This is a genomic window from Escherichia sp. WS547, from assembly GCF_046486065.1.
Classification (GTDB): Bacteria; Pseudomonadota; Gammaproteobacteria; order Enterobacterales; family Enterobacteriaceae; genus Escherichia; species Escherichia coli.
This window is the reverse complement of the sequence record NZ_JBJQMA010000021.1, coordinates 26,368-47,182: the sequence shown is the minus strand read 5'-3', so window position 1 is coordinate 47,182 and position 20,815 is coordinate 26,368. Positions and strand designations below refer to the sequence as shown.

At 51.5% G+C, this 20,815-nt stretch carries 15 protein-coding genes and 2 pseudogenes; 7 read left to right on the top strand and 10 right to left on the bottom strand.

The genetic code is table 11. From position 1 onward, the window contains the following. Nucleotides 1–3: 3 nt before the first annotated feature. Nucleotides 4–3,054 (bottom strand): formate dehydrogenase-N subunit alpha, encoded by a 3,051-nt coding sequence (gene fdnG, locus ACJHWK_RS17780; RefSeq protein ID WP_011310337.1) that lies wholly within the window; start codon nucleotides 3,052–3,054, stop codon nucleotides 4–6. A 193-nt stretch (nucleotides 3,055–3,247) separates the two neighbouring features. Here fdnG and fdhD point away from each other — a divergent pair, with 193 nt between their 5' ends. Continuing rightward, nucleotides 3,248–4,081, top strand: coding sequence for a formate dehydrogenase accessory sulfurtransferase FdhD (gene fdhD, locus ACJHWK_RS17775; protein ID WP_000753597.1), 834 nt, complete (start codon nucleotides 3,248–3,250; stop codon nucleotides 4,079–4,081). A gap of 88 nt (nucleotides 4,082–4,169) precedes the next feature. Then, nucleotides 4,170–4,811: pseudogene (locus tag ACJHWK_RS17770) on the top strand (YiiG family protein); the annotation flags it as partial. A gap of 55 nt (nucleotides 4,812–4,866) precedes the next feature. Here the strand turns inward: ACJHWK_RS17770 and ACJHWK_RS17765 are convergent. The 4 genes from ACJHWK_RS17765 to ACJHWK_RS17750 are packed head-to-tail and all read right to left on the bottom strand — an operon-like array spanning nucleotide 4,867 to nucleotide 9,583. After that, on the bottom strand, nucleotides 4,867–6,615 hold the full coding sequence (locus tag ACJHWK_RS17765) for a putative frv operon regulatory protein (RefSeq protein ID WP_170886185.1): 1,749 nt from the start codon (nucleotides 6,613–6,615) through the stop codon (nucleotides 4,867–4,869). Next, the gene (locus ACJHWK_RS17760) at nucleotides 6,615–7,685 is read right to left on the bottom strand and encodes an aminopeptidase (RefSeq protein ID WP_001521811.1); all 1,071 of its coding nucleotides are present in this window, start codon (nucleotides 7,683–7,685) and stop codon (nucleotides 6,615–6,617) included. The genes ACJHWK_RS17765 and ACJHWK_RS17760 overlap by 1 nt, the downstream gene beginning before the upstream one ends. Continuing rightward, nucleotides 7,675–9,126, bottom strand: coding sequence for a PTS fructose-like transporter subunit IIBC (locus ACJHWK_RS17755; protein WP_001521812.1), 1,452 nt, complete (start codon nucleotides 9,124–9,126; stop codon nucleotides 7,675–7,677). The genes ACJHWK_RS17760 and ACJHWK_RS17755 overlap by 11 nt, the downstream gene beginning before the upstream one ends. A 10-nt stretch (nucleotides 9,127–9,136) precedes the next feature. Continuing rightward, nucleotides 9,137–9,583 (bottom strand): PTS fructose transporter subunit IIA, encoded by a 447-nt coding sequence (locus tag ACJHWK_RS17750; protein ID WP_001521813.1) that lies wholly within the window; start codon nucleotides 9,581–9,583, stop codon nucleotides 9,137–9,139. A gap of 476 nt (nucleotides 9,584–10,059) precedes the next feature. Between ACJHWK_RS17750 and ACJHWK_RS17745 the strand changes: the two genes are divergently transcribed. Then, a complete protein-coding gene (locus tag ACJHWK_RS17745) occupies nucleotides 10,060–11,454 on the top strand; it encodes a carbohydrate porin (RefSeq protein WP_000749944.1) in 1,395 nt (464 codons plus the stop codon). Nucleotides 11,455–11,494: 40 nt separating this feature from the next. Here ACJHWK_RS17745 and rhaM read toward each other — a convergent pair whose 3' ends face one another. The 4 genes from rhaM to rhaB form a co-directional block, all read right to left on the bottom strand. Continuing rightward, complete coding sequence (gene rhaM / locus ACJHWK_RS17740; protein WP_000619503.1) at nucleotides 11,495–11,809, bottom strand: L-rhamnose mutarotase; 315 nt, start codon at nucleotides 11,807–11,809, stop codon at nucleotides 11,495–11,497. A gap of 9 nt (nucleotides 11,810–11,818) precedes the next feature. Continuing rightward, nucleotides 11,819–12,643 carry a rhamnulose-1-phosphate aldolase gene (rhaD, locus tag ACJHWK_RS17735; RefSeq protein WP_001179732.1) on the bottom strand — a complete coding sequence of 275 codons (825 nt, stop codon included), beginning with the start codon at nucleotides 12,641–12,643 and terminating at the stop codon, nucleotides 11,819–11,821. A gap of 82 nt (nucleotides 12,644–12,725) precedes the next feature. Further along, entirely contained in the window at nucleotides 12,726–13,985 is a 1,260-nt protein-coding gene (gene rhaA, locus ACJHWK_RS17730) for an L-rhamnose isomerase (protein WP_001521815.1), read from the bottom strand. Further along, nucleotides 13,982–15,451: a rhamnulokinase gene (rhaB, locus tag ACJHWK_RS17725; protein WP_001521818.1), complete on the bottom strand. Its 1,470-nt coding sequence runs from the start codon at nucleotides 15,449–15,451 to the stop codon at nucleotides 13,982–13,984. The genes rhaA and rhaB overlap by 4 nt, the downstream gene beginning before the upstream one ends. 287 nt (nucleotides 15,452–15,738) lie before the next feature. Between rhaB and rhaS the strand changes: the two genes are divergently transcribed. Together rhaS and rhaR are read left to right on the top strand one after the other, a co-directional pair. Next, entirely contained in the window at nucleotides 15,739–16,575 is an 837-nt protein-coding gene (gene rhaS / locus ACJHWK_RS17720) for an HTH-type transcriptional activator RhaS (RefSeq protein ID WP_170886186.1), read from the top strand. A gap of 73 nt (nucleotides 16,576–16,648) precedes the next feature. Next, entirely contained in the window at nucleotides 16,649–17,497 is an 849-nt protein-coding gene (gene rhaR, locus ACJHWK_RS17715) for an HTH-type transcriptional activator RhaR (RefSeq protein WP_024166565.1), read from the top strand. On the opposite strand, the pseudogene rhaT reads toward rhaR, so the two are convergent. Beyond that, nucleotides 17,494–18,528, bottom strand: a pseudogene (gene rhaT, locus ACJHWK_RS17710) (L-rhamnose/proton symporter RhaT). The gene rhaR and the pseudogene rhaT overlap by 4 nt on opposite strands. A gap of 284 nt (nucleotides 18,529–18,812) precedes the next feature. Between rhaT and sodA the strand changes: the two are divergent. Then, the gene (gene sodA, locus ACJHWK_RS17705; protein ID WP_001297064.1) at nucleotides 18,813–19,433 is read left to right on the top strand and encodes a superoxide dismutase [Mn]; all 621 of its coding nucleotides are present in this window, start codon (nucleotides 18,813–18,815) and stop codon (nucleotides 19,431–19,433) included. A 259-nt stretch (nucleotides 19,434–19,692) separates the two neighbouring features. Beyond that, entirely contained in the window at nucleotides 19,693–20,676 is a 984-nt protein-coding gene (gene kdgT, locus ACJHWK_RS17700) for a 2-keto-3-deoxygluconate transporter (RefSeq protein WP_001166043.1), read from the top strand. Nucleotides 20,677–20,815: the final 139 nt, after the last annotated feature.

The window sequence follows — 20,815 nt, the reverse complement described above, 5'->3', positions numbered from 1 at the left end:
CCGTTACACCTTTTCCACATTCACAAGGAAGGACTTAAACTCTGGCGTCTGCGTGTTCGCATCACCAACGAATGGCGTTAACGTATTGGCAATAAAGCCTTTTTTCGCAACACCTTCATAGCCCCAGTGAATCGGAATACCGATGGTATCGATATCTTTGCCGTTCGCTTTCAGCGTGCGAATACGTTTGGTCACCACCGCTTTGGCTTTTATATAGCCACGGTTGGAGGAGACTTTCACTGTATCGCCCTGGGCAATGCCAAGTTTATTCGCCAGCGACTCACCGATTTCCACAAACTGCTCTGGTTGCAAAATCGCGTTCAACAGCGCGTGTTTGGTCCAGTAGTGGAAGTGCTCGGTCAGACGATAGGTGGTTCCGACATACGGGAACTTATCGGCTTTACCCAATGCTTCGGCGTCGTCTTTAAAGATACGTGCAGCCGGGTTCGAGATAACGTTTGGATGCAGCGGGTTAGTTCCCAGCGGCGTTTCAAACGGCTCGTAGTGTTCCGGGAACGGACCTTCCGCCATCTTATCGAGGGCAAACAGACGCCCCATGCCTTCCTGCTGCATGATAAACGGCCCAACGCCACTGCCCGGAGGCGCTGCGCTGTAGTCCGGAATATCCCAGCCGGTCCACTTAGTGCCGTCCCATTTCAGCAACTGACGCTTCGGATCCCACGGGTTACCCTGCGGATCTGCGGAGGCGCGGTTATACAGAATGCGGCGGTTAAGCGGCCATGCCCATGCCCAGCCCAGCGTGTTACCGAGGCCAGACGGATCGGCGTTATCACGACGCGCCATCTGGTTGCCCTCTGGCGTCCAGCTACCGGCGAAAATCCAGCAGCCACAGGAGGTGGTACCGTCATCGCGCAGTTGGGCGAACGAGCTAAGTTGTTGGCCTTTCTTGACGATAACCGCACCGGTTGCCGGATCGGTAATATCGGCCAGCGCCTTACCGTTGCTCTCCATCGCCACTTCTTCCGACTTCGGCTCATGCGGGATGGCGTAGTTCCAGGTCATGTTCAGCACCTGGTCCGGGTTCGCGCCACCCTGTTCGGCATACATCTTGCGCAAGCGCAGGAAGATACCGGAGAGGATCTCGCCGTCAGTCAGCGCAATCCCAGGGGCGTCCGCACCTTTCCAGTGCCACTGCAACCAGCGACCTGAGTTAACGATTGAACCGTTCTCTTCCGCGAAGCAGGTCGATGGCAGACGGAACACTTCGGTCTGGATCTTCGACGAGTCAACTTCGTTCAGCTCACCGTGGTTCTGCCAGAAGTTAGAGGTTTCAGTGTTCAGCGGGTCGATGGTGACGAGGAACTTCAGTTTCGACAGACAACCGATCACTTTGTTTTTGTTCGGGAATGAGGCAACAGGGTTAAAGCCCTGGCAGATATAGCCATTGACCTTGCCTTCTTTCATCATCTCGAAGTATTGCAGGACGTCGTAGCCTTTATCCCACTTCGGCAACCAGTCAAAGCCCCAGCTATTTTCCGCCGTCGCTTTATCACCAAAGAAGGCCTTCATCATAGAGACGAAGAATTTCGGGTAGTTGCCCCAGTAGTTTACCTGGCCTTCCAGCAGCGGTTTTGGCGTGTTGGCGGTAAGGTAGGTTTGCAGATCGGTCTGCTTCTCGCTTGGCAGCGTCATGTAACCCGGCAGGCTCTGCGACAGCAGCCCCAGGTCCGTCAGCCCCTGAATATTGGAGTGACCGCGCAGGGCGTTAACGCCGCCGCCGGCCATCCCCATATTGCCGAGCAGCAGCTGGATCATCGCCATCGTACGAATGTTTTGCGCACCAACGGAGTGTTGCGTCCAGCCGAGGGCATACAGGAACGAGGCAGTTTTATCGTGTGCACTGGTTTCGGCGATGTATTCGCAGACTTTCAGGAACGCGTCTTTTGGCGTACCACAGATGTTTTCAACCACATCTGGCGTGTAGCGGGAAACGTGCTGTTTCAGCAAGTTCCACACGCAGCGCGGATGTTGCAGCGTGGTATCGCGTTTGGCGAAGCCGTTTTCGTCCAGTTCGTAAGTCCAGGAGGATTTATCGTACTTGCGTTTTTCCGCGTCGTAGCCGGTGAACAGGCCATCTTCAAAGCCGTAATCCTCACGCACGATAAGGCTAGCGTTGGTATAGGCTTCGGTATATTCGCGGTTGAATTTTTCATTGTTCAGCAGGTACAGCAATACGCCTGACAGGAAAGCAATGTCAGTACCGGAACGAATAGGGGCATAGTAGTCAGCCACCGCCGCCGTACGCGTAAAGCGAGGATCGATCACAATCAGCTTCGCGCCGTTGTGAATTTTGGCTTCCATCGCCCAGCGGAACCCGACCGGGTGAGCTTCAGCGGCATTACCGCCCATCACCACGACGAGGTTGGCGTTCTTGATGTCGACCCAGTGGTTGGTCATCGCACCGCGACCAAATGTTGGAGCAAGACTTGCTACCGTTGGTCCGTGTCAGACACGCGCCTGGTTGTCGACCGCGAGCATCCCCAGCGCGCGGGAGAATTTTTGCGTTAAATAGCCGGTTTCGTTACTCGACGCGGAAGCACAAAGCATCCCGGTGGAGAGCCAGCGGTTAACAGTCACGCCTTCGGCGTTTTGCGCAATGTAGTTAGCATCGCGGTCTTCTTTCATCAGTTTGGCGATGCGATCAAACGCCTCTTCCCAACTGATTTGCTGCCATTTATCAGAACCTGGCGCACGGTATTCCGGAAACTTCAGACGGCTTTCGGAGTGGATGAAATCCACCAGGCCAGCGCCTTTCGGACAAAGTGCACCGCGGTTGACCGGGTGATCCGGATCGCCTTCGATATGGAAGATAGATGCTTTGGCGTTTTTTGCTCCGTCACCGAGGCTGTACATCAACAGCCCACAGCCTACGGAACAATAGGTGCAGGTATTACGGGTTTCGCGGGTGCGCAGCAGTTTATACTGCCGGGTTTCCGCGAGTGCTACGCTGGGTGCAAAACCCAGTGCCGCTGCCGTGGTGCCTGCCATACCGCCAGCGCAGATCTTAAAGAACTGCCTTCTGCTGACCTGCATGGATTGCTCCTTGTTTCGACATTGTCACGTCCCATTTACATTCGCTTGCTGCGTGTGCAGGGAGTGGGAGTTATTTTTCTTTGCGGAAGGGGCCGCAAAGGTCCAGAATTGGCTCAATTTCCCTCCATCCAGGAAGGGTTTGTAACAGAATACCATAATGTTGGTGTGTGTGTTCTTATCTGGTTAAGAGAAAGTGAAAAAAACACAGCAAAAAGAAATCGAAAATGTGACAAATGTCACAGGTGTTCGTCAAATTGAGTTATGGCGGCGTGATGATTTACAACACCCACGGTTAGATGAGGTCGCGGAAGAAGTTCCCGTTGCGCTGGTCTACAACGGCATTTCGCATGTGGTGATGATGGCGTCGCCCAAAGACCTTGAGTACTTTGCGCTCGGTTTTTCGCTTTCCGAGGGGATTATCGAAAGTCCGCGCGATATCTTCGGTATGGATGTCGTTCCTTCCTGTAATGGTCTGGAAGTGCAAATTGAGCTTTCCAGCCGCCGCTTTATGGGGTTGAAGGAGCGCCGCCGGGCGCTGGCGGGACGTACGGGCTGTGGCGTATGCGGTGTAGAACAGCTTAACGATATCGGTAAACCGGTGCAGCCGCTGCCGTTCACCCAGACGTTTGATCTCAACAAACTGGATGATGCATTACGTCATCTCAATGATTTCCAGCCAGTGGGGCAACTGACTGGTTGTACTCACGCCGCTGCATGGATGTTGCCATCTGGCGAACTGGTCGGCGGGCATGAAGACGTGGGTCGCCATGTGGCGCTGGACAAACTGTTAGGCCGCCGGTCACAAGAAGGGGAAAGCTGGCAGCAAGGTGCGGTACTGGTTTCCAGCCGTGCCAGTTATGAAATGGTGCAAAAGTCGGCGATGTGCGGCGTAGAGATTTTGTTTGCGGTGTCTGCCGCGACCACGCTTGCTGTAGAAGTGGCTGAGCGCTGTAATCTGACACTGGTAGGTTTTTGTAAACCGGGTCGGGCAACGGTTTATACCCATCCGCAGCGTTTGAGCAATTAATTAAAATAAGTCCTGCGATATATATTAAATTGCAGGACTTATTCATTTCGTGAATTTTATTATTTTATTTATAAACAAAGCGCGTGTAGTGGCGTTAACGCCTGCGCTGCAACCTATTGATGGCGTGGCGGTAAGTTATATTGATACTGCCGTGGCGTTGGGTAATACCATTAACGAAATGGATAAATATTACACCCAGGAAAATTATAAAGACGATGCGTTTGCGAAAGGGAAAACGCTGCACCAGACATTCTTAAAAAATCTTGAAGCCTTTGAACCTGTAGCAGAATCTTATCATGCGGCGATTCAGGAAATTAACGATAAGCGCCAGCTTGCGGAACTGAAAAATATTGAACAAAGAGAAGGGAAAACATTCCACTACTACTCTCTGGCAGTCATGATTTCAGCGAAACAAATTAATAACCTGATTTCGCAAGAGAAGTTTGATGTTGATGCGGCAATGAAGAAAGTCTCTGAACTGGAAACGCTGGTGGCGCAGGCCAAAGAAGCGGATAAAGGCGGTATGAATTTCTCGTTCATTAATTCGGCAGACCAGTATCAACTCGAGGCTAAAAAATATGTTCGCCGCGTCAGAGATAAAGTTCCGTACTCTGACTGGGATAAAGAGCAACTTCAGGATGCAAACACAAGCTGGATGGTCGACGACTCATTTCCGCGAGCGTTACGCGAGTACAACGAAATGGTCGATGACTATAATAGCCTGCGTTAAACGTTTTTGATTTTGGTGATAAATGCAGTGTCGGATGCGGCGCATCCGACACAGTTCACCCCTTGTGAAGTAACTCCATAAATGCCTCATATCCTGTTAACCCGGCAATAACCTCTGCCGGATGCTGACACAATACGCTTGCCAGATAGCTGAATATTTTTAGCTCATGACGCGCATCGGCGGCGGCACAGGCGATCAGCACATGGTTAACTACTTCGTTATTCACCTCAACCGGTTGGGCGAGGGTAATAAAAAATCCACGAAAACGGCGTTCCTGTTCGCTCCAGCAATGTGGGATGGCGAGACGATTAACAATCAGGTTTTCGCCTTCGCTTTCGCGGGCGATGATCCGTTGTACTTCATCGGCGGTAATGTGGTGTTGCGTCACTAATTGCGCACAAATTTGCCGGGTAATATGTTGCCAGCTTTCACCACGTACATTCGAATAATGAAAACTTCCGGGGGCAGAAAAAAAACGCTCCGGTTGCTGGCGAATAAATGCCGTCGCCAGAAAATGTTTTATTTGTTCGATACCGGCAGCCGTAATGATATTTTTTACGATGATGCAATTATTGACCGCATCATCCAGTAAATAATGGCTGTTATTAATGATCAATAACGGCTCAATCTCTTCGCGAATGGCAACAAGTTCGCTTAAGCTACGGGCAATAATCACCCGACAATGTAAAACATCGCGCTCAATGGCGAGCTGATTAATGGTGGCAATCGCGTTCTGGTCCGAGAGCAAAATGATCGGCTGGCGTTCGTTTTGATGCCGTTCCAGCGCACAGGCAAAATACAAACCGATCAGATCGCTGTCGAAAAGGGGAATATCGAGTTGTTCACGCAGTAGCGTAATAAAGTGCAGACTCATATCAAAGGCCGCAGGCCAGGCGGCTTTCAGGTTATTCATGCTGCTTTGGCGGTGCTCACCTATCCACACCGGCGCGGCAAGGCAACGTAATAAATGCCCGGTAATATTCTCAACCAGTTGCGTATCAATAATATTCAATGACGCAATGCCCGGCACCCTTTGCAGCAATGCCAGCACATTATCGACACAAATAACCTGCGCCTGTTGATGCTGTTTCTCTATCAACCCCGTCAGGGTTCTTACAGCGTTATCACCAAGAAACAGGCCGCTTTGTTCAACGATTTGTTTTATCTCGTCACCGGGATATTGCGGCCACTCATCGGTCAGTTGATTACGCAGGGCGTAAATCACCAGAATCAGGCTGGAGAGATAATCACCCTGCATCAGCGGCCAGCGGTGTTGGTTGTCGCAGACCGTGGATAATTGCTGAAGGTTGTCTCGTGTTACGCCCGCCAGAGGAATTAAAAACGGATCTTTGCGTAAAAGATTCGCCAGCAAAATAATGCGTTTCTCTTCTGTCTCATCAATGAAATGGCCCAAACCAGGGCGACTAGCGAGACAAAAACCGCGTTCATAGCGCTGTTTCAGGCGGGGCAGGCGCTCTGCTACCCACGTTTCTGGCAAATTAAGCGCCGAGGCGAGTTGCGCACGGGGAGTGAAGGTATTCAGTAATAGCAGCGCCAGCAGCCGATCGTCGTTATCGTGCTTTTGCAGCAACTGAAAAAAGCTGCGGCGCTCGAAGATTTCCAGCTGATAGCCCGCGTTGCCACTGGCGGAAATGCGGGCTTTGCCGTTAAGGGTAAAGTTGAGATAGTCAATATCACGCAGAATGGTCCTACCAGAAACGCCAGTCTGTTGCGCCAGCTCGCCAGGCGTGCGTGGCTGTTGCTCCAGCAGATCGACAATCTTTAACTGGCGTTCGTTTAGCATTAATCCACCTGACGGAACTGGCTAAACGCGTTGACTTTCTCCGCGGTTAAGGTGGTCAGAAAATCCCGTATCAACGTGAGCAGAGCATCGTAATCGGCTTTTGAAATCATGCCGCTGTTGGCGTGCAGATAACGCGTTGGCAGGCACAGCGCAACAACCGGGCGACCGCCACCCATCACGTTGTAGCGCCCGCCATCCGTCGCACCGGTTTTCATAGTGGAAAATTGCAGCGGTAAATCATTCTGCGTGGCACAGCTTTTTAACGCTGCTACCAGTTTCTGGTTGGGGAAGTAGCGCTTGTCAAACAGCATCAGCCCCGGCCCGTTGCCCAGTTTCAGCGGATATTTAATGTTATCAATGCCTGGAACATCACCTGCGACAGCGGTATCCAGCACGATCACCACATCCGGTTTAATGTGTTCAGCCGAGGTTTGCGCCCCGCGTAGCCCAACTTCTTCTTCCACACTGCCAACGCCATACAGCGTAATTTCGGGGTTATTCACCGTCTGCAATAGCTCAGCCATCATTGCGCAGCCGATGCGATTATCCAGCGCCTTGCCGACCACTTTATCTTCGCCCCAGCAGGCAAAATTGGCTTCCGGGCTAATAAAATTGCCAATTTCCACGCCGCGTTTTTCTGCTTCTTCGCGACTGTTCGCGCCAATATCAATGAACATCTCATCAAATGACAGCGGTTGTTGCTTTTGCTTTTCCGTTAACGCATGAGGCGCGACGGAACCAATCACACCAGGGATTTTAAATCCCTTGTGTGTGCGTATGGTTACCCGGTGGTTGAGCATCGACTGATTCCACCAGCCGCCAATGGTGGTAAAACGCAGAAAACCGCTCTCGTCGATGTGGGTGACCATAAAGCCGACTTCATCCATATGCCCGACAACGGCAACTTTTGGACCTTTATTTCCCTTACGGGCAACAAAGCTGCCCAGACCATCAAAGGTGATCTCATTAACGCAAGGTTCCAGCGTGTTTATCAGAATGTCGCGAACTTCCTGTTCATCGCCGCTGACGGCGCTGGCTTCGCACAACTGTTGCAGTAACTCAATGTTCATGGACAAGCTCCTGTTGCGCGGCTTTCGCTTTGCGGCGTAACCACAATCCTTTCAGGACGATAATGAATGAAATGTTCAGCGCGAGGCCAATCGCCAGCACCAGATAAAACGAACCCACCGGCGACATCAGGCCGATCAGCGGGTCAAAGATACCCAAACCAGGTGCCAGTCGTTTGATTCCGAAAGCGATCACCAGCACGCCGGTAATGCCGCCCGCCAGCGTATTGGCGGTAATCATTGGCAGTGGTGCCGCCAGAGCGTAAGGAATAGCCGGTTCGGTCGCGACCGTGGCACCGACCACAATGGCGCTACTGGCGGCTTCTTTTTCCTGTTGAGTAAACAGTTTGGGCGCAATGAACGTCGCAAGACTCGCCGCGACAGGCGGCATCAGCGCGACAACGCCGACGATGGCGTACCAGTCGTAAATGTGTTTTTCCAGCAGTGAGAAGCAGAAGAACCAGGCGGTTTTATTGATAGGGCCGCCCATATCGAACGCCAGCATCGCACCGACCAAAAACGCTGCCGCAAACTTCATTGACGGAGGAATGGTGTTCAGGAAGTGCAGCAACCCGCCCATGAGGTCGGACATCACCGGTCCGATAACGTAGTAAGTCAGTACGCCGAAAACCAGCAGAGTGACGAACGGGATCAGCATGGAACCGAGCAGCGGTTGTAATGCTTTGCCAAGGCGCACTTTACGGAACCAGAAGACGAAATAGCCAATCGCCAGCCCCAGCACCACCGCGCCGAGGAAGCCCGCGCCAGACTGGGTGCCGAGCAGGGCTTTGTCATTCGCCAGATAGCAAACCAGAAACGCCGGAGCGAAAGCGGGTTTATCGGCAATCGACGAGGCAATATAAGCGCCCATGATGGGGATCATAAAGGTGAAGCCGAGATAACCGATGGATTCAACCACCCAGGTAAACGACGGCGCGCCTTTCGACATATCGGTATACGGCAAACCGAACTGCACCAGCATGTTGGCAAGCGCCACCAGGATACCGCCACCGATGACAAACGGCAGCGCCGCAGAGACACCCGCCATCAGATGGCTCATTACGCTGCCACTTTGCACTTCCTGTTTGCCGAGCTTCACGCCGCTATCTGCGGCAAAAAGTTGTGAGTTTGTCGGTAATTCACTGAAAATCTGGTCGATATTTTTCAGCGCCTGGGAGATGGCAATCTCATAAACCATTTTCCCGGCAAATCGCGCGCGATCGTCACCGCTCAGGCCACGCCCGGTGGCGAAAATCACGTAATCGGCAGCGGCAATCTCTTCGCTGGATAAGCGGTTTTCGACGCCGCTTGATCCTTGAGTTTCCACTTTTATGGTATGGCCGAGAGAACGGGCTTTCTGTTCCAGGGCTTCCGCCACCATGTAGGTGTGAGCGATCCCGGCGGGGCAGTTGGTGATCGCGACAATACGTAAGGATGACTCCATCGCCACGTCCTTATGAGCTGAGGGTTTGATTTAACAAAGCAAGCACCTGGTCGGCGTCGCCCTGTCGCAGTTGGTCGATAAAATCCTGGTGGATAATTTTGCGGCATAGCGTGCCGATGATTTTGACCTGATCCTCTTCGCCACTTTGCGGCACACCGAGGCAGATCCAGCAATTGACGTCTTCGCCATCGCTGGCTTTCCAGTCAATGGCCTGCGCTTTGCGGGCGAATAACACGAACGGTTGTTTAACGCAGGCGCTTTTACCGTGCGGCACGGCGACACCGGAACCAAATCCCGTGGAGTGCATTTTTTCGCGCAGCAGCAGGGTTTGCAGGAATTGATGTGAGTCGGTGATAAAACCGTTTTGTAACGCCATTGTCGCCAACTGCTTCAGAACGGAATAAGTGCCATTGCCCTGAATATTCAGGTCAATACAGCTTGCAGTAAGTGCTGCCATTATTGGACTCCATGAAAAAATATTATAGTTAATTGTAACGGCGGGGCGGTTTTGTGATGAGCGCGGATATGTCGTGAAGTCGTGACAATATAAGGCAGAGTGAAGGATAAATTTTGCGGTGTAAGGCACATATTGATGGGCAAAATAAATGCAGTGAATAAAAAATCATTATTTAATGATGTTGTGAATGTTTAACTGCCGCACATGTTTTGCAGCAAGGTTATTTATATTTGTGGCTTATGAGTCAGCGTGAATTATATCTAATATTTTTTACGATATTTGGTTAAAAACGGCACTATTGTTATATTCCTCACGTTCCAGGAAATCAGCGGATTTACTCATATTATGCAGCGGGATACTATCCATAGGCCTGCTGAAGTTGGATTAAAAATTCGAAAGTGCACACCTTATATTTCTCTATATACGTATTCCTTTTGGAAAGCGTAGGGTCTCTTTTATTTCAGGGAACGTAAATAATGAAAAAATCGACATTATCTTTAGCCATCGGTTTATTATTGGCATGTAGTACCGGAATGGCAAAAACACAGCATTTAACGCTGGAACAACGCATGGCATTGCTGGAAGAACGCCTGGAAGCGGCAGAAATGCGGGCAGCAAAAGCAGAGAGCCAGGTTAAACAGCTGCAGACACAACAAGCCGCTGAGATCCGCGAAATTAAGGCTGCCCAGGGCAATACGCCGGTAAATGGACAGGCAACGGCGGAATCTGCAAAGAAAAATTCCACCTCACCTAATCTTTTGCTCTCAGGTTATGGCGATTTAAAAATCTACGGCGATGTAGAATTTAATATGGATGCGGAAAGTAATCATGGCCTGCTGGCAATGACCAACGCTGATGTGAATAGCGATCCCACTAATGAACAGTGGAATCTCAATGGTCGTATTCTGTTAGGTTTTGATGGTATGCGAAAACTGGATAATGGCTATTTCGCCGGGTTCTCCGCACAACCGCTGGGGGACATGCACGGTTCAGTAAATATCGATGATGCGGTATTCTTCTTTGGCAAAGAAAACGACTGGAAGGTCAAAGTAGGCCGTTTTGAAGCCTACGATATGTTCCCGCTGAATCAGGATACCTTTGTTGAACATTCCGGTAATACTGCGAACGATCTTTATGACGATGGCAGCGGTTATATCTATATGATGAAAGAGGGCCGCGGGCGCTCTAACGCTGGCGGTAATTTCCTCGTCAGCAAACAACTTGATAACTGGTATTTTGAATTAAACACGTTACTTGAAGACGGAACATCTTTATATAATGACGGTAATTATCATGGACGCGATATGGAGCAGCAGAAAAATGTTGCTTATCTGCGTCCGGTAATTGCCTGGTCGCCGACGGAAGAATTTACCGTTTCCGCAGCGATGGAAGCGAACGTGGTAAATAATGCTTATGGTTATACTGATAGCAAGGGTAATTTTGTCGATCAGTCCGATCGTACCGGCTATGGTATGAGCATGACCTGGAATGGCCTGAAAACGGATCCGGAAAATGGCGTCGTGGTTAATCTTAATACCGCCTATTTAGATGCTAATAATGAGAAAGATTTCACTGCCGGGATTAACGCGCTGTGGAAACGTTTCGAGCTAGGTTATATCTACGCGCACAATAAGATTGATGAATTCAGCGGTGTAGTTTGTGATAACGACTGCTGGATTGATGATGAAGGGACGTACACCATTCACACCATTCATGCGTCTTATCAGTTCGCTAATGTGATGGATATGGAGAACTTTAATATTTACCTCGGGACGTATTACTCCATTCTGGATAGCGACGGTGATAAAAAACACGGTGATGATACTGATGACCGTTACGGCGCACGCGTTCGCTTTAAATACTTCTTCTGATGAAGGCGCGGTGCTGGATATTTTCCGGCACCGCAACTCATTATGGCAGGTAAAACACTTCTTGCAGCTCGCTACTGACTGGGCTGTTATCCGGGTTAGCTGGCATAACGTCGGTCATATATTTCCACCAACGTTGGCAAACATCAGTGCTGGCTACCGCATTCCACCGTTCTTCAGATTCAATCTCTACCGTGGCAAACAGCAGATTACGCGCTTTGTCGAGGTAAATGGCGTAGTTATGCGCACCGTGAGATTTCAACACTGCTTCCAGTTCCGGCCAGATGGGGTTATGCCGACGCTGATACTCTTCGTGGGCGTCGGGGTTAACCTGCATTACAAAGGCTTTGCGGATCATGTTTGCTCCTTACAGCGCCAGCGCACTGGCGAGTGGTGTAACGCCGAAACGCTGGCCGAGCGCTATCAGCTCTTCACGACTGATGGTCTGTTTCATGCCGCCCATCGAATAAACCTTCACTAATACTTGTGCTGATTTTTCTGCGGTGTCGATTAAACCGAATGTTTCATCCAGTGTCGGACCGCTGCCGAAGACGCCGTGGAAGGGCCACAACACCAGCGAATGTTTTTGCATTTCCTGTGCGGTCGCCTGGCCGATTTCGTCGGTGCCGGGCACCATCCACGGCAAAATGCCGACGCCATCCGGGAACACTACCAGACATTCGGTGCTGCCTTCCCACAGTTGGCGAGTGAAGACCGCGGTGTCGTTTTCCAGTACGTAGGTAAGGGCGATCAGGTTGGTGGCATGGCAGTGCATGATCACCCGATCTTTACCGTTGGTGGCTTTAATGCGTTCGCAGTGGGAGAGGAAGTGCGCCGGGAGTTCAGAGGTTGGAACGGCTTCGTGAGTTAGCCCCCAGAGAATGTGGTAGCCCGCGCCGTCGCTGTCGACTTTTACGACGCCTAAGTTAGCCGCAGGATCAAGCTGGACGTTGCGGAAGAATTTGCCGGAGCCGGTGACAATAAACGGTGTATTTGCCAGTAAAGGCATGGGCTGGCTGAGCGGGATATAGCGCGGTTGTGCATGAAAGTTGTCGTGATAAGGCGCGATATCGGCGTCATCCAGGCGTAGCGTCAGGTTGCCGCCGTTGCGCTCGTCCCAGCCTTTCAGCCAGGCGTCGGTGGTGGCTTTAATCATTCCCTGGACAAACCAGGACTGAGTAATGTTTTGCATGTTCGGTGTTCCTGTAAATTCGGTGTTGTCGGATGCACGATCTGTCGGCCGAATAAGGCGCTCGCGCCGCATCCGGCAGTGTTTACCCACGCTGGCTCAAAATTTCTTTTTCATAAGCCCGCACGCTCTTCAGCCATTCGCTACCTGCTGGGGTATCGTGACGCTGACAATACATTTCCCACACCGCCTGCCACGGCAACGATTTCTGCTCTTCCAGCAGTGCCAGACGCGCACTGTAATCGCCCGCCGCTTCCAGCTTGCGCAGCTCAGCGGTAGGTTCCAGCAACGCACGCAGCAGGGCTTTTTTCATATTGCGTGTACCAATGACCCACGCGGCAATGCGGTTGATAGAGGCATCAAAGAAATCGAGACCGATATGTACCCGGTCGAACAGATCGTGACGAACAATCTCACTGGCAATCGCCTGGGTTTCATCATCCAGCAGCACCACGTGATCGCTGTCCCAGCGCACCGGACGGCTGACGTGCAGCAGCAACTGCGGCACATACAGCATGGCGGCGGAAATCTTGTCGGAAATCACTTCAGTCGGGTGGAAATGCCCGGCGTCCAGGCACAGCGCCGTCTGGCGGCTGGTGGCATACCCCATGTAAAACTCATTGGAGCCAACCGTGTAGCTCTCCGCGCCAATACCAAACAATTTGCTCTCAACGGCGTCGATATGGTGCGCCGGATCCAGCTTCTCGCTGATCACCTCATCCAGAGCTGCCAGCAGACGCTGACGCGGGGCGAGACGGTCAACGGTGATATCTTTCATGCCATCCGGGATCCAGATGTTCATCACCGATGGTGTGCCAAGTTGCTCGCCAAAATAGGCTGAAACACGGCGGCTGGCCTTGCAGTGATCAATCCAGAACTGGCGAATACTGTCGTCGGCATGGGAAAGCGTAAAGCCATCGGCGCTTAGCGGATGCGAAAAACAGGAGGGGTTAAAATCCAGACCGAGCTGATTGGCTTTCGCCCATTCAACCCAGTTTTTGAAGTGCTCTGGTTTGATCTGGTCGCGCGAGACTGGCGTGTCTGATTCCAGATAGATGGCATGTAAATTAAGCCGTTTCGGCCCCGGAATCAGCCGCATAGCCTGTTCCAGATCGGCACGCAGCTCGCTGGCATTACGCGCTTTGCCCGGATAATTACCTGTGGCCTGAATCCCCCCGGTCAGCGAACCTTCCGGGTTTTCAAAACCGGAAACATCATCGCCTTGCCAGCAGTGCATTGACACGGGTAAACGATCAAGTTGGCGCAGCGCCTCCTCGACATCAATCCCTACCGCTGCGAAACGCTGTTTCGCCAGCTCCCAGGCCTGTTCCAGTTGAGTGGTCATGCGCAAAGCTCCTTTGTCTGTCGTGTAGAGTGAATCTGCGCCACATAGTGGGCAATTTCACTGTCAGGATTAGGGGTAAAGGTGGTCAGATTCGCGGTGGTGCTGACGACCTGACGGAAATCATCCACATTGTTGAGTTCATCCAGCGTCATTAACTGGATGCCGATATTGCCGAGCGTCGAGGCTTCAACAGGCCCGGCGATCACCCGAATACCGCAGGCATCAGCACATAACTGGTTGAGCAGCGCGTTCTGGCAGCCACCGCCGACAATATGCAGTTGCGAGAAATCTTCACCGCGTAGCTGCGCCAGTTCATGCAACACATCGGCATACAGCAGCGCCAGACTGTCGAAAATACAGCGCGCCAGTTCAGCATCACTTTCCGGGATCGGTTGCGCCGTTTCCCGACACGCAGCCTGAATTTCGCTGCACATCTCGTCAGGATTAATAAAGCGATCGTCATTGGGATTGATGGTGAAGCGGCAAGCCGGCAGTGCCTGTGTCGCGGCGATAAGCGCCGGAAGATCGTTGATTTGCCGCTCCTGAAGCACCCGCTGAAGCAGCCATAAGCCCATAATATTTTTCAGCACCCGATAGCGACCTTCCGCCCCGCCTTCGTTGGTGATATTGGCTGCCAGCGCCGTGTCATTGGTAAATGGCGTCTGGCTTTCGAAGCCCATCAATGACCAGGTGCCAGAAGAGAGATAAGCGGCGCGTGAACCGTTTAACGGCGAGGCGATAACCGCGCTGGCGGTATCATGGCTGGCAACGGCGACCACCGGAATCTCATTACCCTGCGGGCAAATCCAGTGACCTATGACATTACCCGGATGCGTCGGGCGACCAAACCAGGCTTTGTTGGCACCGCTCCACGCCAGTAGCGACTCGTCCCAGTCGTCGCTATTGATATTGACCAGTTGCGTGGTCGTGGCGTTGGTGTACTCCCAGTTCATCTCGCCGGTCAGGCGATAACTGAAGTAATCCGGCATCAGCAGAGCGTGAGCAATGTGTGGAATAAGTTCAGGTTGTTGCTCTGTCAGTGCATGCAACTGATAAAGCGTATTGAAGGGCAGAAACTGGATGCCGCTACGTTGATAAATATTGCGTTTGCCGAGTTGTTGTTGTGCCTGCGCCATCAGGCCATTGGTGCGGCTATCGCGATAAGCAACAGGCAGGCCCACGCGCTGACCCTGTTGGTCAAGCAGCACAAAGTCCACGCCCCAGGTATCAATCCCAATGCTATCGATACGAATCCCTTCCTCGCACACCTTGTTTAATCCAAGGCGAATGGCACTTTCCAGGCTATCCACATCCCAGGTGACATAACCGTTCTGGCTATGCAGCCCATTGTTAAAACGATGGATTTCGCGCAGCGTCAGGCTGCGGCATTCACGCTCGTAACGCGCCAGCATCACGCGCCCACTGGATGCGCCGAGATCGACGGCGACACAATTGCGAAAGGTCATAATGTGATCCTGCTGAATTTCATTACGACCAGTCTAAAAAGCGCCTGACTTCGCGACCTTCTCGTTACTGACAGGAAAATGGGCCATTGGCAACCAGGGAAAGATGAACGTGATGATGTTCACAATTTGCTGAATTGTGGTGATGTGATGTTCACCGCATTTCCTGAAAATTCACGCTGTATCTTGAATAATCGACGTTTTTTACGTGGTTTTCCGTCGAAAATTTAAGGTAAGAACTTGACCTCGTGATTACTATTTCGCCGTGTTGACGACATCAGGAGGCCAGTATGACCGTATTACATAGTGTGGATTTTTTTCCGTCTGGTAACGCGTCCGTGGCGATAGAACCCCGGCTCCCGCAGGCGGATTTTCCTGAACATCATCATGATTTTCATGAAATTGTGATTGTCGAACATGGCACGGGTATTCATGTGTTTAATGGGCAGCCCTATACCATCACCGGTGGCACGGTCTGTTTCGTACGCGATCATGATCGGCATCTGTATGAACATACCGATAATCTGTGTCTGACCAATGTGCTGTATCGCTCGCCGGATCGATTTCAGTTTCTCGCCGGGCTGAATCAGTTGCTGCCACAAGAGCTGGATGGGCAGTATCCGTCTCACTGGCGCGTTAACCACAGCGTGTTGCAGCAGGTGCGACAGCTGGTTGCACAGATGGAACAGCAGGAAGAGGAAAATGATTTACCCTCGACCGCCAGTCGCGAGATCTTATTTATGCAATTACTGCTCTTGCTGCGTAAAAGCAGTTTGCAGGAGAACCTGGAAAACAGCGCGTCACGTCTCAACTTGCTTCTGGCCTGGCTGGAGGACCATTTTGCCGATGAGGTAAATTGGGATGCCGTGGCGGATCAATTTTCTCTTTCGCTGCGTACGCTACATCGGCAGCTTAAGCAGAAAACGGGACTGACGCCTCAGCGTTACCTGAACCGCCTGCGACTGATGAAAGCCCGACATCTGCTACGCCACAGCGAGGCCAGCGTTACTGACATCGCCTATCGCTGCGGATTTAGCGACAGTAACCACTTTTCGACGCTTTTTCGCCGAGAGTTTAACTGGTCACCGCGTAATATTCGCCAGGGACGGGATGGCTTTCTGCAATAACGCGAATCTTCTCAACGTATTTGTACGCCATATTGCGAATAATCAACTTCGTTCTCTGGCCGAGGTAGCCACGGTGGCGCATCAGTTAAAACTTCTCAAAGATGATTTTTTTGCCAGCGACCAGCAGGCAGTCGCTGTGGCTGACCGTTATCCGCAAGATGTCTTTGCTGAACATACACATGATTTTTGTGAGCTGGTAATTGTCTGGCGCGGCAATGGTCTGCATGTACTCAACGATCGCCCTTATCGCATTACCCGTGGCGATCTCTTTTACATTCATGCTGACGATAAACACTCCTACGCTTCCGTTAACGATCTGGTTTTGCAGAATATTATTTATTGCCCGGAGCGGCTGAAGCTGAATCTTGACTGGCAGGGGGCGATTCCGGGATTTAGCGCCAGCGCAAGGCAACCACACTGGCGCTTAGGTAGCGTGGGGATGGCGCAGGCGCGGCAGGTTATCGGTCAACTTGAGCATGAAAGTAGTCAGCATGTGCCGTTTGCTAACGAAATGGCAGAGTTGCTGTTCGGGCAGTTGGTGATGTTGCTGAATCGCCATCGTTACACCAGCGATTCGTTGCCGCCAACATCCAGCGAAACGTTGCTGGATAAGCTGATTACCCGGCTGGCGGCCAGCCTGAAAAGTCCCTTTGCGCTGGATGAATTTTGTGATGAGGCATCGTGCAGTGAGCGCGTTTTGCGTCAGCAATTTCGCCAGCAGACTGGAATGACCATCAATCAATATCTGCGGCAGGTCAGAGTGTGTCATGCGCAATATCTTCTCCAGCATAGCCGCCTGTTAATCAGTGATATTTCAACCGAATGTGGCTTTGAAGATAGTAACTATTTTTCGGTGGTGTTTACCCGGGAAACCGGGATGACGCCCAGTCAGTGGCGTCATCTCAATTCGCAGAAAGATTAATTCGCCATGCCCATGCCGACGATGTTGGCGGCGACAATAATCACCACACAACCGAGGCTCAACACCGTTACCGGACGGCGACCTGCATTGTTCCACTCTTTCAGCACCAGCCCGACGATACCGCCGCACAATACATAGAAGCTCATATGCAGCATCCAGCTGATGTAGTCATACTGCGCCGGAATACGCGCGTGGCCCCAGGCATAGAAAAAGAATTGCAGATACCACATCAACCCGCCCAGTGCTGAGAGTAACACATTGTGAATGATCAGCGGTTTTGCCAGCGAGAAGTCGGCTTTTAGCGACAAATCCTTCACTTTTTCCAGACGAGTGAAGCAGAAACCGAGGTTGATGATCGCGCCGCCTCCCATGATGACAACATAGCTTGGCAGAGCGACATACAGTGGATCGACGCCCAGTGCAGCAGCGGCTTCATGCATCGGTTTTGCGGCGTTCATCGCAAAGGACATCCCGGCAGAGAAAATGCCGCACATCACCGCCAGCACCAGCCCTTTTTTCAGGTTGAACTCTTCGGCTTTAATGCCCATCTTGCGCTCTTTCAACTGCCCGGCGCGAGTTACAATCCCTACGCCAATCAGCGCCACCAGAACGCCGAGCAACGTCATGCGTCCGCCTTCGGTATTAATCAGAACATCGAAATTGCCGTTGATAATTGGCGTCATCAGCGTACCGACAATCAACGTAATGCCAATGGCGATGCCAATTCCCATCGACATGCCGAGATAACGCATGGTCAGGCCGTAGTTGATATTACCGATCCCCCACATTGCGCCGAACAGAAAAACAGGCAGCAGCGTAGAGAGACTAAACGAGCTGTAATACGCCCAGAAATTCGGTAGTAACAGGGCGCTGATGGCCCACGGCAGAATAATCCACGAAACAATCCCACCAACTGACTACATGGTTTCCCATGACCATTTTTTTACTTTTTTGAACGGAGCGTAAAAACAGGCTGCACTGGCCGCGCCGATCAAATGCCAAAATATCCCCATCGTAATCGCGTTAATCATCTTCTTATCCTCATCATTTTTCGTCGCGTCACATCTCCGACGAGATGAGTGTAAAAATCGTGCTGTCGATTAACCTTTCGCCTGTTGCCGCCGTTGTCGATTTACTGGCAATCACGGCATTAAGTGGGTGATTTGCTTCACATCTCGGGCATTTTCCTGCAAAACCATACCCTTACGAAAAGTACGGCATTGATAATCATTTTCAATATCATTTAATTAACTATAATGAACCAACTGCTTACGCGGCATTAACAATCGGCCGCCCGACAACACTGGAGATGAATATGAGTTATACCCTGCCATCCCTGCCGTATGCTTACGATGCCCTGGAACCGCACTTCGATAAGCAGACCATGGAAATCCACCACACCAAACACCATCAGACCTACGTCAACAACGCCAACGCGGCGCTGGAAAGCCTGCCAGAATTTGCCAACCTGCCGGTTGAAGAGCTGATCACCAAACTGGACCAGCTGCCAGCAGACAAGAAAACCGTACTGCGCAACAACGCTGGCGGTCACGCTAACCACAGCCTGTTCTGGAAAGGTCTGAAAAAAGGCACCACCCTGCAGGGTGACCTGAAAGCGGCTATCGAACGTGACTTCGGCTCCGTTGATAACTTCAAAGCAGAATTTGAGAAAGCGGCAGCTTCCCGCTTTGGTTCCGGCTGGGCATGGCTGGTGCTGAAAGGCGATAAACTGGCGGTGGTTTCTACTGCTAACCAGGATTCCCCGCTGATGGGTGAAGCTATTTCTGGCGCTTCCGGCTTCCCGATTCTGGGCCTGGATGTGTGGGAACATGCTTACTACCTGAAATTCCAGAACCGCCGTCCTGACTACATCAAAGAGTTCTGGAACGTGGTGAACTGGGACGAAGCAGCGGCACGTTTCGCGGCGAAAAAATAATCATTTGCCGCCTGCTGCAATGAGGCGTTTACGCCGCATATCAGCTTAAAAAATGAACCATCGCCAACGGCGGTGGTTTTTTTGTGATCAATTTCAAAATAAAAACAATGATCCGATAAAAATAAAACAGTGTTTCAATTGATGTGGTTTTGATCACTTTTATTGATTAAATGAATGTCTATCTTCGTTTCCATCAACACTGATGCTCCATTGAGGAATGACGCATCAGCCCTTAAAAATATGCCGACAGGTGATGGAAATGCAGATAAAACGCTCGATTGAGAAAATCCCGGGGGGGATGATGCTCGTCCCGCTATTCCTTGGCGCACTGTGCCACACCTTCTCGCCGGAGGCGGGGAAATATTTTGGATCATTCACCAACGGGATGATTACCGGTACGGTGCCCATTCTGGCGGTGTGGTTTTTTTGCATGGGGGCGTCAATAAAATTAAGCGCGACGGGAACGGTACTGCGTAAATCCGGTACGCTGGTGGTAACTAAAATTGCCGTCGCGTGGGTGGTTGCGGCAATTGCCTCGCGCATTATTCCGGAACATGGTGTTGAAGTTGGATTCTTTGCCGGACTTTCAACGCTGGCGCTGGTGGCGGCGATGGATATGACCAACGGCGGACTTTACGCTTCCATCATGCAGCAGTACGGCACAAAAGAAGAAGCTGGGGCATTTGTGTTGATGTCATTGGAGTCCGGGCCGCTCATGACGATGATTATTCTGGGCACTGCCGGGATTGCCTCGTTTGAACCGCATGTTTTCGTCGGCGCAGTATTACCGTTCCTGGTGGGCTTTGCCCTTGGGAACCTTGACCCTGAATTACGAGAATTTTTCAGCAAAGCGGTGCAGACGCTGATTCCATTCTTTGCCTTCGCGCTGGGCAATACCATTGATTTGACTGTAATTGCCCAGACAGGTTTGCTGGGGATCCTGTTGGGTGTGGCAGTAATTATCGTGACCGGTATTCCGTTGATTATCGCCGATAAATTGATTGGCGGTGGCGATGGCACTGCCGGAATTGCCGCTTCCAGTTCCGCAGGGGCCGCGGTAGCGACACCTGTGCTGATTGCAGAAATGGTGCCTGCGTTTAAACCGATGGCTCCGGCAGCAACTTCGCTGGTCGCGACGGCGGTCATTGTGACTTCGATTCTGGTGCCAATTCTTACCTCTATCTGGTCACGTAAAGTCAAAGCCAGAGCAGCGAAAATCGAAATTTTAGGTACGGTGAAATAAACCTGCTTCCTTAATCCCCACAGCCGGATGAACTAACGTTCGTCCGGTTTGCTATTGAGTTCTTGCCTGGATACTTACCGCGAAAACAGCACGCCTGACATAAAATAAATATGGTCTAATGGGGAAATTTCTCGTGGAG

Coding starts and splice junctions, on each gene's coding strand:
- ACJHWK_RS17760 (WP_001521811.1), bottom strand. CDS start 7,685: ATGAACATTGAGTTACTGCAACAGTTGTGCGAAGCCAGCGCCGTCAGC.
- ACJHWK_RS17765 (WP_170886185.1), bottom strand. CDS start 6,615: ATGCTAAACGAACGCCAGTTAAAGATTGTCGATCTGCTGGAGCAACAG.
- ACJHWK_RS17755 (WP_001521812.1), bottom strand. CDS start 9,126: ATGGAGTCATCCTTACGTATTGTCGCGATCACCAACTGCCCCGCCGGG.
- ACJHWK_RS17745 (WP_000749944.1), top strand. CDS start 10,060: ATGAAAAAATCGACATTATCTTTAGCCATCGGTTTATTATTGGCATGT.
- rhaS (WP_170886186.1), top strand. CDS start 15,739: ATGACCGTATTACATAGTGTGGATTTTTTTCCGTCTGGTAACGCGTCC.
- rhaD (WP_001179732.1), bottom strand. CDS start 12,643: ATGCAAAACATTACTCAGTCCTGGTTTGTCCAGGGAATGATTAAAGCC.
- rhaM (WP_000619503.1), bottom strand. CDS start 11,809: ATGATCCGCAAAGCCTTTGTAATGCAGGTTAACCCCGACGCCCACGAA.
- ACJHWK_RS17750 (WP_001521813.1), bottom strand. CDS start 9,583: ATGGCAGCACTTACTGCAAGCTGTATTGACCTGAATATTCAGGGCAAT.
- sodA (WP_001297064.1), top strand. CDS start 18,813: ATGAGTTATACCCTGCCATCCCTGCCGTATGCTTACGATGCCCTGGAA.
- rhaA (WP_001521815.1), bottom strand. CDS start 13,985: ATGACCACTCAACTGGAACAGGCCTGGGAGCTGGCGAAACAGCGTTTC.
- kdgT (WP_001166043.1), top strand. CDS start 19,693: ATGCAGATAAAACGCTCGATTGAGAAAATCCCGGGGGGGATGATGCTC.
- rhaB (WP_001521818.1), bottom strand. CDS start 15,451: ATGACCTTTCGCAATTGTGTCGCCGTCGATCTCGGCGCATCCAGTGGG.